We start from the raw sequence: 14,296 nt of genomic DNA, 5'->3' as shown, positions 1-14,296 counted from the left end.
CATCGGGGTACTTCTTCTGTCCCATGACAGTGATCCTTCCGTGTCATCACTGCCTCCATCAAACCCGGGGCGATTCAGTAGATCGCCATGGGTGCCCTCCTGAAAACTGTCGGTGGGTCGGTTGTGGCTGGCGAGTCAAGTCTGAGGGTGGTGGGTGCCTCGTGCCTATGGGGACCGTTCACCCAGGGGGGCATTCGACGCCGTCGGGGACATTTCTGTGCGGTCGGGGGCGTTCGACGCCTGTGATGTCTCGGGACATGGGTGACAGTTCTGTGTCAGGACTTCGGTGACGTTTGGTGTGTCGGGACATGGGTGACAGTTAGAGCCTCTTGCGGCCGCGGCCTCCGCGCTGGTTGGTGGGGTCGGGTGGGTGGTGAGAGACGTAGGAAGTGCCTTGGGGCGGCCAGGTGGCGGTTGACCAGGAACGCGATGCCACTGATGTGGACGGTGCCGTTGCGGCCGACGGTCAGCTCGCGCTGTCCGGTGGCACCGATGGGCTTGTGTCGATGCACCTGGTGCCGTGCGGTGGTGTCTGGCTGAGGGGCTGAGCCTCCTGGGGTGATGGGGGCGGTGTCGCGGTCCGGTCGGGGCGCCTGGGCCACCTCAGTGGCGTCCCAGGCCTGCTGCGGGGTGATGCGCCCGGGTAGACCCTGGTGGGGGCGCTGGGTGTTGTAGATGAGGTCGAAGCGGTCGACCTGCTCCTGAAGCTCGGCGATGGAGGCGGCCAGGGGCTGCTGGTCCGGGTAGCGGAACAGGGTCTGGTGGAAGCGCTCATTCTTGCCCTGGGTGCTGGGGTGGTAGGGCTTGGAGGTGATGGGCTCGACCCCCAGGGAGCGCACGTGCTCCACCAGGCGTCCGGTGACTCCGCGCCGGCTGGGGTTAAGAGCGATGCCGTTGTCGGTCAGCAGACGCTGGGGCACACCCCGGGCGGCTACGCCTTTGTCGAAGACGTCGATGGCTGCCTGGCTGGTCTCGCTGGAGGCGACCAGGGAGGCCACCGCCAGGCGGGAGTGGTCGTCCTGGAGCTGGAAGATGACCACCTTGCGTCCTTGGGTGATGACGTACTCGGTGGCATCGAGCTGCCAGCAGGCATTGGGGGCGGGGTAGACGAACCGTCTCCAGGCCGCCCGTGGTCTCTTGGACGGCTCTGAGCGGGCCACCCCCTGGTCGCGGAAGAGCCGGGCCAGCCACGCCGGTGAGGGCGCCTTCAGTCCCATGGAGGCCATCTTGTCGTGCACGCTGATCGGGCCGTGGTCCAAACCTGAGCGTTCCAGGGCCGCCCGCACCTCCAGGGCCTGGGAGCGCACCGCCTCAGGCAGACGGGCCGGGCTGGAGCGCGGGCGACGCGACCGGGGCTCAAGCACCGCCGCCGGCCCCTCCAGGCGGGCTCGGCGCCGCAAGACGTAGAACGTCTTGCGTGAGATGGAGTGCTCAGCGCAGAACGTCGTCACCGCCCCACGAGGCGCGTCATCAGGCCACTGGGCGATCGCCAGACGGACACGAGGATCAACACTACGGTTCTTATCAGAGCTCACCGCTCAATCTCAGACCACAAGTGTCACCCCCAGAACCCACCGAAGTGTCACCCATGTCCTGACACAGAACCGTCACCCATGTCCAGAGACATAACAGGGGCGTTCGACGCCGTCGGGGACCGAAATCCTGTCCCCGGACGCGCAGCTTGTCCCCGCCCGGAGTGGCGCGCACCCGGCCGCGTGGAATGTCCCCGGCCGCAGGAGGTAGGAGGTCGACTGGCATCGGCAGAAGGGGTGCTGCATCGGCCGGAGGTGACGGGGTGGGTGGTGTTGGTAGGTGGGAGGTGGTACAGGCAGCTGCGAGGCCGGGCGCCCCGACACAAGGATCGCCGGCCCCAGGAATAGGCTGGGGCCCGGCCGTGTTGGCCGCAGTGGAACCCATCTGTCTCCAGTCTTGAAAGGAACACTCATGGCCACCAAGAACATCACCGGCCCCGAGTTCAAGGACACCATCCACGGCGAGGGCATCACCATCGTCGACTTCTGGGCCTCCTGGTGCGGCCCGTGCATGCGCTTCGCCCCCATCTACGAGAAGGCCTCCGAGGCCAACCCGGACATCACCTTCGCCAAGGTCGACACCGAGGCCGAGCAGGACCTCGCCGGGGCCCTGGGCATCTCCTCGATCCCCACGCTCATGGTCTTCCGCGACAACGTGCTGGTCTACCGTGAGGCCGGCGCCCTGCCTGCCCCCGCGCTGGACTCCCTCATCACCCAGGTGCGCGAGCTCGACATGGACGAGCTCAAGGCCAAGATCGCCGAGGAGGAGGCCGCCTCCGGCGCTCAGGCCTGATCCGTCAGGTACCGCGGGGCCGCCTGCCGGCCCCTGCAGCCGTCCGACGTCGCCCGGAAACCCGCCGTTTCCGGGCGACGTCGTCGTCTGTTACCCGGCTCGCCCACCCAAGGGCAGAACATTACGTTTTGATATCCTATGATGGCCCGCGTGAAGTTGGAGTCCCACGTCAGCCACGCTGTCAGAGCCCGATGGGCGGTCCCCGTCGGTGCCTCGGGCCGCGACGCGTTGGTGCGCCACCTCGTCTACGCCTTCCTGCGTTCTGACCCCGAGGGCGCCACGGACTGGATCGACTCGACGGTCCCCACCGACCCCGACGAGCTGCGCACCATGCTCGACTTCCTCCTCACCGCCCGCCCCCCGGCTCCCCTGCCCGAGGACATCGCCGCCGACCTCGACACCCTCCTGGAGGCCGAGGCCGCCGAGCGCGGCATGGTCGACGCCACCGAGATCCCGCCCCTGGCCATCACCGATCACGTTCCCGGCCTGCTGGGCCGCAACGTGGCCTTCTGGCGCGGCGACCTCACCCGGCTGCGCGCCGGCGCCGTCCTCAATGCCGCCAACTCCGGGATGCTCGGCTGCTTCGCCCCCGGGCACCGCTGCATCGACAACATCATCCACGCCGTCGCCGGGCCGGCCCTGCGCGCCGAGTGCGCCCGCTACATGACCTGGGCGGAGACCTTCGACCCCACCCGTCGCCAGGGCGGGGAGCCCGCCGGCCGGGCCGTCTTCACCGGCGGCTACCACCTGCCGGCCCAGCACGTCATCCACTCGGTGGGGCCCGTCATCGAGGACGGGCGCAAACCGACCCTGCATGACCGGCGCCTGCTGTCCTCGTGCTACACGAGCGTCCTCAACGTCGCGCACGCCGCGGGGCTGGGCAGCGTCGGCCTGTGCTCGCTGTCCACGGGCGTCTTCGGCTACCCCAAGCGGCAGGCCGCGCTGGTGACGTTGGAGACGATCGGCCGCTGGCTGGCGGCCCACCCCGACTCCCGGATGCGCATCGTCATCAGCCTCAACGCCGACGTCGACGTCGCCGCCTACGAAGCCGCCCTCGCCCCGCCGCCCTGGCGGCCGTAAGGGACGGGGGCTGGCGGCCTCGCCGAGGGGCGGTCAGCTCGCCTGGAGGCCGGGGGTACTGCCTGAGGGCCGGTGCCCTCTGGTCAGGAGTAGAGTGAACCCCACGTAGGTGGAGTTCTCGTTCACTACGCACAACCCTTGCCAGCACGTCCCTGCCCTCGTGCAGTGCGGGAGTGTGCTACAGGGATCGGACGTCGTCGACGAACTGGTCCCAGGAGGCGCTGGCGGGGTTGACGGGTTTAGCGGGCTCCTGATTTCTTTTGATTCGCTCAGCGAGTTTTCGCGCGATCTTTGGGGAATCGGACTTGCTGTACTTGCGTTTACCTTTGGTGTGACGATCGGTGAGACTCGTCAGGTGGCCGGCGGGGTCCTGATGACGTTCCACAGGTTCCTGAGCGAACTTGAGATCCCGCCATGCGCCCGGCGCTAGTGTCCTCACCGTCTCAGGGAACAGCAGCCACCAGGCCTCAGTCATCCTTACGGGCGTAACGGCGAGTACCTCTCGATGGTTATGAGACAGTGACTTACTTTTGTTTCTCTGACCCTTCTTGCTGTCCCTTTTTCTGACTGCTGGTATTTTCAGTTGCTTAAGGTGCTCAAGTAATTGGGTGCGCCCTTCAAGATCTGCGTCCTCTTGGTCGGTATCCTGATGAACGATGACGGCGTGAACAGGACGGACCCTTTCCTGTTCAGCGATCATGTCGCTCAACTTTTCCATCCAGTTCTGGACGCTTCTGTGTGAAGCTCCTCGGGTCAATGAAGGAGGGTCTGTGAGCCGTTTTACATCGTAGGTCTGAGCAATGCTCGGATTCAGTGCTGGGAGAAGGGCTGCGATAGCTTCAGCATCGTAACCGTGTTTTCCTTGAGCGTTTTTTCCACCTTCACCGAACACGAGGATGACGGGCTTCTTAACCATGTCGGGGTACTCCTTCGAGGATTCCCGCATACCATAGTTCCCCCAGTCGGCGTCCGCTCGCCTCCTGAGCGTCTGTGAGTTCGCTGCTGGTGTAGACCGGGATCTCGGACTCACCAGTTGCAGGGTCGCGGTCGCACAAGATCAGCTCGTCCGCAGCGAGTTGGTTGACCAAGGTGGGGGAGTGGGAGGCCACAATGACCTGAGTGCGCTCAGAGGCCTGCCGCATACGGTCGACGAGGACATCCAGGGCGTAAGGGTGCAGGCCATGGTCGACTTCCTCGACAACGGTGAGTGGTGGTGGTGTCGGGTCGTGGAAGGCGGCGAGCAGGGCAAGCATGCGGACGGTTCCGAAGGAGGCGTCCGCCAACTCGATCGACTGGGTGAGCCCCTTTTCTCGGAGAGTTGTGACGACGGACAGTGCGTCTCCGCCTCTGCTTGTGAACTCAATGGTGTCTAGCCCCGGTAGGCATTCCTGAAGGTCCTGAGTCAGGGTCTCAAACGCGTCAGGGTCCTCTTCTCTGATGCGTTGGAGGACAGTGGATAGATTGGCTGCTTGGGGGAGGAGGGGCTCGTGTCCTACCCGGCTCGGTTGACGTGCGGCTTGAACGTCTGGGTCGAGGTACCTGATTGAGGACAGGAAGTTGAGGAAGTGGCTGGGGCCGTCTCCTAGCCAGTCCGCATTGATGCGCGCAAAAGTTCCAAGCGCCGAGGATGATGAGTCCGTGAGGGTGAGGGAACTCCTTCGTCTCGTTGTATTTCCTTCAACCTTCACTGCGTCGACGCCATCGACAGAGAACCCTAGTCTCCGCCCCCTCCCTTGAGTTCGTTTGTAGGTGAACTCTTCTTTGCGGTGCAGTTTCGGGCCATCCTGTTCCAAGGTGAGTGTGTAAACATCCGGGGCTTTTGTCGATGCAAATTCCGTGATCTGCGCCTTAATGGTCAACTCGACACCGCCGGTCTTGTTTGTAGATCGGTGTAGGCGGTCAAAGCCGCCGTGGGCGGTGACTGCGGTGGAGATATCTGTCCGTGCTGAGTCCCGGATGAATCTCAGGATGGACAGTAGGTTCGACTTCCCTGATCCGTTGGGGCCGACGAGGACGGAGAAGCGTCCGAAATCAACGTCGACGTCGGCGAGAGAACGATAGTTCTTCGCGTGTATCGACTTTAGGATCGGTAACTTATCGCTGCTCATGACATGATTATAGCGGTGTTGTTATTCATTGTCTACGATTTGGGGCGGTTGTTGTGTGAGTCGAACGCATTACTCGCCAACCAGATCACGTAAGGAGTTGGTGCCTCATCCGGCTGAGGGGCGGGCGGGTCAGTTCGCCTGGGCCTGGGCGGCGGCGCGGGCGGCCGCCGGGGCCGCAGACGCGATCGCCTCCAGCTCCGCCTCGCCGTGCGCGGCCGAGACGAACCAGGCCTCGAAGACCGACGGCGGCAGGCCCACCCCCGCCTCGAGGAAGGCGTGGAAGAAGGGCCCGTAGCGCCAGGTCTCCTGGGCGCGAGCGGCCTCGTAGTCGCTCACACCCTGCTCGGCGGCCCGCTGCCCGAACATGAAGGAGAACAGCGAGCCCGCCCGCTGCACGCGGTGGGGCACGCCCTGCTCGTTCAGGGCCGCCGAGACCACCTCGCCGATGGTCCGGGCATGCTCGGCCACCGAGGCGTAGACGGCGTCGTCGGCCAGCTGGAGCGTGGCCAGGCCGGCCGCCGTGGCCAGCGGGTTCCCCGAGAGCGTGCCCGCCTGGTAGACGGGGCCGTCCGGCGCCAGCAGGTCCATGACCTCCGTCCGCCCGCCGACGGCGGCCAGCGGCATCCCGCCTCCCACGACCTTCCCGAAGGTCACCAGGTCCGGCACCCAGGCGGCGCGCTCGCGCCAGTCGGCGCCCGGCCAGGAGGGGGCTGCGACGTCGGCGCGCTCAGAAGCAGCGGCGCCGGCGGTGGCGAAGACCGGCAGGTCCGAGGTCCAGCCATCGAGGGCCTCCAGGCCCCACCAGCCGGCCGGGCCCACGCGGAAGCCAGTGAGGACCTCATCGAGGATCATGAGCGCGCCGTGCTCGGCGGTCACTCGGCGGATCGCGGCGTTGAAGCCGGGCGCCGGTGGCACGATCCCCATGTTGGCCGGGGCGCCCTCGGTGATGACTGCGGCGATCTCGGCGCCGCGCTCGGCGAAGCAGGCCTCCAGGGCGGCGACGTCGTTATAGGGCAGGACGATGGTCTGGGCGGCCACCGCCGCGGGTACGCCGGCGCTGCCCGGCAGGCCGCCGGTGGCCAGGCCCGAGCCGGCCGCCGCGAGCAGGCCGTCACTGTGCCCGTGGTAGCAGCCCGCGAACTTCACCACCAGATCCCGGCCCGTGGCGCCGCGGGCCAGGCGCACGGCCGTCATCGTCGCCTCGGTGCCGGTGGACACGAAGCGCACCTTCTGCGCGGCCGGCACTCGGCGGCGCACCTCCTCGGCCAGGAGCGTCTCTGTGGCGGTGGGGGCGCCGAAGGACAGGCCGCGGGCGGCGGCCGCCTGGACCGCGGCGACGACCTCCGGGTGGGCGTGGCCCAGGAGCGCAGGGCCCCACGAGCCCACCAGGTCCACATAGCTGCGGCCCTCGGCGTCAGTGACGTGGGCACCGCTCGCCGAGGCGATGAACCGCGGCGTGCCCCCCACCGAGCCGAAGGCGCGCACCGGGGAGTCGACGCCCCCGGGGATGACGGCGCGAGCCGCCTCGAACAGGGAGGTGTTGGTCGAAGCGGTGGCGCTGGAGGGCCGGCCTGCGGGCTGCGATTGCTGAGTCACGGTGATCCTGTCGGTAAAACTGTGAAGAGACTGGTCAGGGCCGGTTCGGGCCGGTGAGCCGTACCGGGCGGAACTGATTCCCAACCTACCGGAACGATCCTGCCCTCCGTGGCTCTTGTATCAGTGCAGGGCCGAGTTCTCGGCGATCTCCCGAGCCCAGTAGGTCAGAACCATGTCCGCCCCTGCGCGCACGATGCCCAGCACCGACTCGGCGATGACGCGCTCGCGGTCGATCCACCCGCGCTGCGCGGCCGCCTCCACCATCGCGTACTCGCCGCTGACCTGGTAGGCCGCCACCGGCACCGGGGAGGCGGCGGCGACGTCGGCCAGCACGTCCAGGTAGGGGCCGGCCGGCTTGACCATGACGATGTCCGCCCCCTCGGCGACGTCGAGCATCACCTCGCGCATGCCCTCGCGGCGGTTGGCCGGATCCTGCTGGTAGGCGCGCCGGTCCCCGGTGAGCGTGGAGCCCACGGCCTCCCGGAACGGCCCGAAGTAGGCCGAGGCGTACTTCGCCGAGTAGGCCAGGATCGAGACGTCATCGTGGCCGGTGGAGTCCAGGGCGGCGCGGATCGCGGCGACCTGCCCGTCCATCATCCCCGACGGCGAGACCATGTGCGCCCCCGCCTCCGCCTGGGAGACGGCCATGGCCTGGTAGGTGGCCAGGGTGGCGTCATTGTCGACCTCACCGGCGCGCGGGCCGTCGGGGCGGATGAGGCCGCAGTGGCCGTGGCTGGTGAACTCGTCCAGGCAGGTGTCCGCGCACACGACGACCTCGTCCCCCACCTCCGCGCGCACGGCCGCGATCCCACGGTTGAGGATGCCGTCCTCGGCCCAGGCCGCCGTGCCGGCCTCGTCGCGGGTGGCGGGAACACCGAACAGGTCGATGGCGCCGATGCCGGCCTCGGCGCAGGCGGCGGCCTCGCGACGCAGTGAGTCCAGCGTGTGCTGGACGACGCCCGGCATCGCCTCCACGGGGCGGGGGGTGTCGATGTCCTCGCGCACGAACACCGGCAGGATGAGGGCGGCCGGGTCCACGATGTGCTCGCGGGCCAGGCGCCGCATCGCCGGAGTGGTGCGCAGGCGCCGGGGGCGGACCGTGGGGGCCTGTGGGTCGGGGACGGAGCGGCGCGACAGGAAGTCGGCGGCCGGTCGAAGGGCATCGGTCATGAGGTGCTCCTGGTGGTAGGTGGTCCGCCGCCTCGCAGGCCGTCCACAGTGTTGGAATGACTGGAACGAGGCGGATCGGGTGGGTCTGAGGAGGTTTGTGCGGGGGGCGCTTGTGTCGGGTTCAGAGGCTGCGGGGTGGTTTTGTGTCACGAATGGCGACTTTTAGTGCGCCGAGCGGGGTTTGTGGCTGCTGAACTCATCTGAGCGTCTGGCTCTGACCTGGGTAAATACCTGAGGGGGTAGATGCGTCGGGGGTAGTGGCGGCGATGAAAAGTCACCAATCGTGACACTTTCGCCGGTATGTGGCCATCACGGCGGCTCCTGAGGGGGAGGGGTGGGGCCCGCGGTGGCCCGGATGGCGTCGATGGTGGCCTGGAGGACCCCCTCGGGCGTGGGGGAGGGGGCGACGGCAGCAACCGTCAGACCGAGTTTGCGGGTGGCCGCCGCCGTGGTGGCGCCAATGGCCACCAGCCCGGTTCCCTGCGGCGGCGGGCCGAGCAGCTCCAGGACGGCCCGCGTCGTGGACGGGGCGGTGAGCACGACCGCGTCCACACCGCCAGTGGCCCACCTGTGCTCCAGGTCCGGGGGCAGGTTGCAGGCGTCAGCCGTGACGGTCGTGTAGGCGGCCACCTGCTCCACCTCCCAGCCCGCTCGACGCAGGCCGTCCGCCAGTGCCGGGTCGGCCAGAGCCGAGGCCGGCAGCAGCACGCGCCGTGCCGCCTCCGGAGCGGTTCGAAGCCGAGCGGGGGAATCGTCGGAGGCATGAGCCCTCCAGCTGGAGTCATGCGGGCCGGTGACACCCCCGGGAAGGCCTCGAGGGGCCGTCTTCGATTCCGGGATCCGTGCTGGGGCGTGGGGTGGCGGGGTGCCGTGGTGGGTGTTGGGAATGTCGGGTTCCTGGTAGGGCGCGTGGTCTCCGGTTGCTGGGCTTCCGGCGAACGCGGGCTCCTTCAGGAGGGCGGCGGCCGATCCTCGGGCCACCAGGTCGGGGGCGGTCCCGGTGAACTTGGTCCACGCACGTGCTGTCGCCGGACCGACGACAGCCACCCGCATCGGCGGGATGCTTGAGCGTGGTTGGTGCTGTCCCGGTGGGGTGATTGGGGTGTGGGGAGGCACGGAGCCGTCGTGGGGGCCGGACGTGCCGGCTTCCTGATGGAGGGCCTGGTCTCCGGTCGCCGAGGCGGCTTCCGCAAGCAGGTACGGCGCCAGCGCCTCAACCGTCCGGGCCGAGGTGAGCACCAGCCAGGCCGCCTTGCCCGCCACGATCCTGCGCGCAGTCGCCTCCAGCGCCGCCGCCTCACCCGGAACCGTCCGTGTCACGGCGGCGCGCAGCACCCGAGCCCCGGCCCGCTCCAGCGCCGAGGCGATGCGGTCGCGCTCCTTGAGGCGCGGCAGGAGAACCACCCGCCCCGACAGCGGTGCTCCGCCGCCTTCCCGGGGCAGGCCCGGCACGCCCCCGGCCGAGTCAGTGCGTGAGGTGGACTGCGCCATGGCCTCAGTCCCGCCGGGGCTTGTTGGCGTACAGGTCGACGATCTGGTCGGCGCCGTCCTCCAGCAGGACCTCGGCCGCCCTGACCCCCAGTGCCTCGGCCGCCCGAACCGCCGTGTCCCCGGGAGCCCCTGGCACCCCAGAGGCCTCGGGCAGCTCAGTACTTAGCTCGCAGCCGACCTCCTGGCCGCCATCGAGTGAGGTGACCACTGCTCGCAGCACGAGCACCCGCGGCGAGTGGCACGAGGCCGCTGAATCGTGCGGTCCTACCTCGGAGACCCCGACTGGCCGCGGGCCGCCGTTCGCGGCCCCAGCCCCTTGCTTGCCCCCGGTCACGGCGGTGTCATCGTCGCGGAAGCCCTCGTTCCACCCGGTTCCGTGTTCGGCGTGCTCCTCCCACGGCTCCTGATCGCCGCCCCGCAGGTGCGCCCAGGCCCCCACCGGCGCCGCGCAGCCGGCCCCGAGCCGCGCCATGAGTGCCCGCTCGGCCGTCACCGCCAGGCGCGTGGGCTCGTCGTCGAGCGCCGCCACGGCCCGGGCCAGCTCCGCGGAGTCCTCGCCGGTTCGCGTCTCCACGGCCAGGGCCCCTTGTGCCGGTGCGGGCAGCATCGTCTCCAGGTCCAGCACCTCGCTCGCACAGTGCTCCAGCCCCAGACGCCGTAGCCCCGACAGGGCCAGGACCACCGCGTCCAGGTCGCCGGCGGCATCGGCTCGGCTCGGCGCCACCGGCTCATCGGTGCCGACGCCGACCGCCTCCAGCCCTCGCACCCGTGCCAGGCGCGTGGGCACGTTGCCGCGCAGGTCCACCACCTCCAGGTCGGGGCGGGCCGCCAGCAGCTGGGCGGCCCGGCGCGGCGAGCCGGTGCCCACGCGGGCCCCCTCGGGCAGGTCGGCCAGGGTCAGGCCGTCGCGGGCGCACAGGGCGTCGCGCGGGTCCTCGCGCGGTGGCACGCAGATGACCTCCAGACCCTCGACTGGCTGCGTGGGCAGGTCCTTGAAGGAGTGGACCACCAGGTCCACCTCGCCATCCAAGAGCGCGTGACGCAGCCGGGCCGCGAAGACCCCCACCCCGCCGAGCTGCCGCAGGGGTGTGCGGTCGCCGTCGCCGTCCGTGCGCACGGTGACCAGGTCGATGCCCAGGCCGCCGGAACCCTCGCTGGCCTTGCCGGCCGCGGCGGCCGCACCGCCCCCGCCGGCCGCCATCAGTGCCTCAGCGACCTGCCCGGACTGGGTCAGCGCCAGGCGCGAGCCGCGCGTGCCCAGGCGAAGCCGCTGGGAGCCCGTCCCCGTCGTGGTCATGCATCCCCTCCTCGTGCGTGGTTTTCCATTGGCGCGTTCGTACCGTAGGGCTCGCCTTCGTACCTTGGAAGTACGAACTCGAGACCTAATATACGAACGCGCCGCCCGCCCCCGTCCTGGCGCGGCGCTTCACCCGCCATGGGAGCCCGCCAGGCGCCCGACCGCGGCGCGGGCGTGCTCGACGACGGCCGCGATCCCGGTCCCGGCCACCCACGCCCCGGTGACCTCCAGTCCCGTCACCGGCGCCAGCTGCTCCTCCAGGCGCCTCGTGCGCTCCCGGTAGGCGGGCGTCACCGGCGGCAGCGTCCCGTCCCACCGCACCAGCATGTGGTCGATGACCGCCTCCGGCTCGATCCGCACCCCGGTCAGGGCCGCCACGTCATCGAGCGCCACCTGCAGATCCACCTGCGGTCGCGGCTGCCCGGGCCGACCGTAGGACAGGCGCAGCGCGTGGACGTCCGGGCCGTGCAGCGCCCGCAGCTCGGCACCGACCCACGGCCACTTGGCACTCAGGTGCGACAGCGCCTTGGCCCGCACCGGGCAGGCCACCGGGCGCGCAGACCCCCCGGGATCCGTCCCATGAGAGTCCGACACAGAGGCCCCGGCACCGGCCGACGACGACGCGGTGAGGCCGGCGACTTCACCGGGCTCAGCAACGCCGGCGGGCGCCACGAGCAGCCCCGAGCCCACAGGCTCGCCACTGAGCTCCGGCGCCCGCGCCACCAGCGTGAAGCGGGCGATCGGCGCCCCCACCGGCACGGTCAGCTCCGTCGCGCTCGCGGGCAGGTAGGGAATCCCCCGCAGCAGCCGCAGCGCGGCGCTCGCCGAGCAGGCCACGACGACGCGGTCGGTGGCCACGACCTCCTGCGCACCATCGGGCACCGGCTCATCCGACGGCGTCGGACCCCGGCGCGTCGGGGCGATCCCCACCCGCCAGGCGGCCGGCGCCTCCCCGTCCGCGCGCTCCTGGCCGCTGCCGGGCCGCAGCCACTGGGCGCCGGTGCGGGTGCGCACACTCCCGCCGCCGGCCTCGATGGCCTCGCGCAGCGCGTCGGTGAGCCGGAACAGCCCGCCCTCGACGGCCGCGTCCACGCTCCGGCCGCCCGCCCCGTCCTGGCGGGCCCGACGCCGCTCCAGCACCGCCGCCACAGCGGCACTGAGCGACCCCAGCTCCGCCGTGGCCCGCCGCAGCCCGGGCATGACGACGTCGGCCGCCAGATCCGCCGGGTCGGCCGAGTGGATGCCCGCGACGATGGGCCGCACGAGGCGCTCCAGGACGCCGGCCCCCATCCGCGCAGTCACGAAGGAGGCCAGGTCGGCCGGATCCTCGGGGCCGGTGCCCACTGCACCGGGCAGGTCGGCGTCCTGCGCGGCCCGGCGCGCGGCCTCCTCCCCGATGATGGCGACGACGTCGGGAGCCATTGGGTTTGCCGGGATCCCCAGGTAGGCGTGCTCAGGAAACCGGTGCAGCCCCCACTGGGACGGCCCTGCGCCGGCGCCCGGTGCGAGGGGAGGCAGGAAGAGCCTGGGCCGGCCGTGCGGGGCGGCGGTGCGCAGCCCCAGCTCGGTGAGCATCGAGGTGGCCGCCTGGCCGCGCACGACGAAGCCCTCGGCTCCCAGGTCCATGCGCGCCCCACCGATGCTCCCGGCGGCGACGAGCCCTCCGGTGTAGCCGCGTGCCTCAATGAGCAGCGGCCGCAGCCCGGCGCGCACGAGGTCCCAGGCCGCCGTCAGACCCGCGATCCCGCCGCCGATGACGAGCGCGTCCCACCGCCGCTCCTCGACGGCCTCCCCGCTCATGCCTCCCACCCGGCCAGGGCCACGGACTCCCAGTCGGCCGAGCCGTGCACCCGAGCCACGATCCGGGTGAGGACGTCCGCGTCGGTGGCCGGCGGGACCCCATGCCCCAGGTTGACCACGTGCCCCGGCGCCGCGCGCCCGGCGGCCAGCACCGCGTCGAGCTCCTCAGCCAGGATCGGCCACGGCGCCGCCAGCAGCGCCGGGTCCAGGTTGCCCTGGACCGGGCAGGCCCCCGCCTGCGGGTCGGCCCCGGCCAGCGCCTCAATGGCCTCGCCCAGCTCGATGCGCTCGTCCACGCCGACGGCGTCGGCCCCCGCCTGCCGCATGAGCCCCAGCAGCCGGGCGGTCCCGGTCCCGAAGTGGATGAGCGGCGCCGCCTCACCGGTGGTGGGGGAGACGGCCTGGCGGGCGACATCCAGCGCGAGCGCCGAGTAGGGGGCCACGCGCTCGCGGTAGGCGCGCGGGGACAGCGAGCCCGCCCAGGAGTCGAAGAGCTGGGCCGCGGCCGCCCCGGCACGCACCTGGGTGGCGATGAACTCGCCGGTCAGGCGCGCGCACCAGGTCATGAGCCGGTCCCAGGAGTCGGGGTCGGCGCGCATGAGCGTGCGCGCCGCCAGGTGGTCGCGACTGGGGCGGCCCTCCACCAGGTAGGCCGCCAGCGTGAAGGGCGCCCCGCCGAAGGCGAGCACCGGCGTCCACCCCGCCGACCCGGCACTGTGCTCCAGCCCGGCGCGCGCCCGCTCGCTCAGCCCCTCGCGCACGCTCGGCGCCTGCGGACTGCCCAGCTCGACGACGACGCGCCGCACCGCCTCCTCGATCGCCCCGACCCCCTCCGTGTCGGGGCCGTCACCGAAGCGGCGGGCCACCAGCTCGCCCACCTCGCGGCCGCTCCGCACCGGGGCGTCGAGGACCGGCCCGACGCCCTCCTCGATCCGCACCCCGACGCCCGCCAGGCGCAGCGGCACCATGATGTCGGAGAAGAAGACGGCGGCGTCGACGCCGTGGCGCCGCACCGGCTGCAGCGTCACCTCCGCCGCCAGCGCAGGATCCAGGCAGGCATCCAGCATCGGCACGCCGGCGCGCGCCCGCAGCGCGCGGTACTCCGGCAGCGACCGTCCCGCCTGACGCATGAACCACACCGGTGTGCGCGCGGGCCTCCGCCCCGCCAGCGCCTCCAGGAGCGCCGGCGACGGAGCCGGTCCCGTCGTGGTCCCGGCAGGCCGTGCCGCTCCGGCAGCCCTCGCCGCCGGCTCGCAAGTCATTGAATCATTGTGTGAACTGCCGGTGACGAAATCGCTGTTATCGGGCGAAGAATGCTGACGCCGCGTGCTTTCCCTGCGATAAGGGAACTGAATGCGAGACATATCCGACTGCCTCCTGTCAGCAGTGGTCAGAGGGGGTTTATTGCGCGTGATGATGCGGCGTTCCA

10 protein-coding genes and 1 pseudogene are annotated in these 14,296 nt (G+C 70.6%); 2 read left to right on the top strand and 9 right to left on the bottom strand.

The genetic code is table 11. From position 1 onward, the window contains the following. Positions 1-252: 252 nt before the first annotated feature. Positions 253-1,451 (bottom strand): annotated as a pseudogene (locus AB7V09_RS09100) (integrase core domain-containing protein); the annotation flags it as partial. Between the two features lie 493 nt (positions 1,452-1,944). On the opposite strand from AB7V09_RS09100, the gene AB7V09_RS09095 reads away from it, so the two are divergent. Then, positions 1,945-2,325 carry a thioredoxin family protein gene (locus AB7V09_RS09095; RefSeq protein WP_060956929.1) on the top strand — a complete coding sequence of 127 codons (381 nt, stop codon included), beginning with the start codon at positions 1,945-1,947 and terminating at the stop codon, positions 2,323-2,325. Between the two features lie 138 nt (positions 2,326-2,463). Beyond that, complete coding sequence (locus tag AB7V09_RS09090) at positions 2,464-3,405, top strand: macro domain-containing protein (protein ID WP_060956928.1); 942 nt, start codon at positions 2,464-2,466, stop codon at positions 3,403-3,405. Between the two features lie 178 nt (positions 3,406-3,583). On the opposite strand, the gene AB7V09_RS09085 is transcribed toward AB7V09_RS09090, so the two are convergent. The 8 genes from AB7V09_RS09085 to AB7V09_RS09050 form a co-directional block, all read right to left on the bottom strand. Next, on the bottom strand, positions 3,584-4,321 hold the full coding sequence (locus AB7V09_RS09085; RefSeq protein ID WP_419143559.1) for a hypothetical protein: 738 nt from the start codon (positions 4,319-4,321) through the stop codon (positions 3,584-3,586). Continuing rightward, positions 4,314-5,513, bottom strand: coding sequence for an AAA family ATPase (locus tag AB7V09_RS09080; RefSeq protein WP_419143558.1), 1,200 nt, complete (start codon positions 5,511-5,513; stop codon positions 4,314-4,316). The genes AB7V09_RS09085 and AB7V09_RS09080 overlap by 8 nt, the downstream gene beginning before the upstream one ends. A gap of 129 nt (positions 5,514-5,642) precedes the next feature. Continuing rightward, positions 5,643-7,046, bottom strand: coding sequence for a glutamate-1-semialdehyde 2,1-aminomutase (gene hemL / locus AB7V09_RS09075; protein ID WP_419143563.1), 1,404 nt, complete (start codon positions 7,044-7,046; stop codon positions 5,643-5,645). 183 nt (positions 7,047-7,229) lie between these two features. Then, positions 7,230-8,279, bottom strand: a complete 1,050-nt coding sequence (gene hemB / locus AB7V09_RS09070; protein WP_419143557.1) for a porphobilinogen synthase — start codon at positions 8,277-8,279, stop codon at positions 7,230-7,232. Positions 8,280-8,588: 309 nt separating this feature from the next. Further along, positions 8,589-9,770: a uroporphyrinogen-III synthase gene (locus AB7V09_RS09065; protein WP_419143556.1), complete on the bottom strand. Its 1,182-nt coding sequence runs from the start codon at positions 9,768-9,770 to the stop codon at positions 8,589-8,591. 4 nt (positions 9,771-9,774) lie between these two features. After that, positions 9,775-11,067, bottom strand: coding sequence for a hydroxymethylbilane synthase (locus AB7V09_RS09060; RefSeq protein ID WP_419143555.1), 1,293 nt, complete (start codon positions 11,065-11,067; stop codon positions 9,775-9,777). Between the two features lie 129 nt (positions 11,068-11,196). After that, positions 11,197-12,867, bottom strand: a complete 1,671-nt coding sequence (locus AB7V09_RS09055) for a protoporphyrinogen/coproporphyrinogen oxidase (protein WP_419143554.1) — start codon at positions 12,865-12,867, stop codon at positions 11,197-11,199. Further along, positions 12,864-14,231, bottom strand: coding sequence for a uroporphyrinogen decarboxylase (locus AB7V09_RS09050; protein WP_419143553.1), 1,368 nt, complete (start codon positions 14,229-14,231; stop codon positions 12,864-12,866). Before AB7V09_RS09050 ends, AB7V09_RS09055 begins: the two co-directional genes overlap by 4 nt. Positions 14,232-14,296 lie beyond the last annotated feature (65 nt).

It is taken from the genome of Actinomyces sp. SKVG-SVH-4(1), from assembly GCF_048514265.1.
GTDB lineage: Bacteria > Actinomycetota > Actinomycetes > Actinomycetales > Actinomycetaceae > Actinomyces > Actinomyces oris.
The sequence above is the reverse complement of the archived record's forward strand: the minus strand, read 5'-3'. Positions and strand labels throughout refer to the sequence as shown.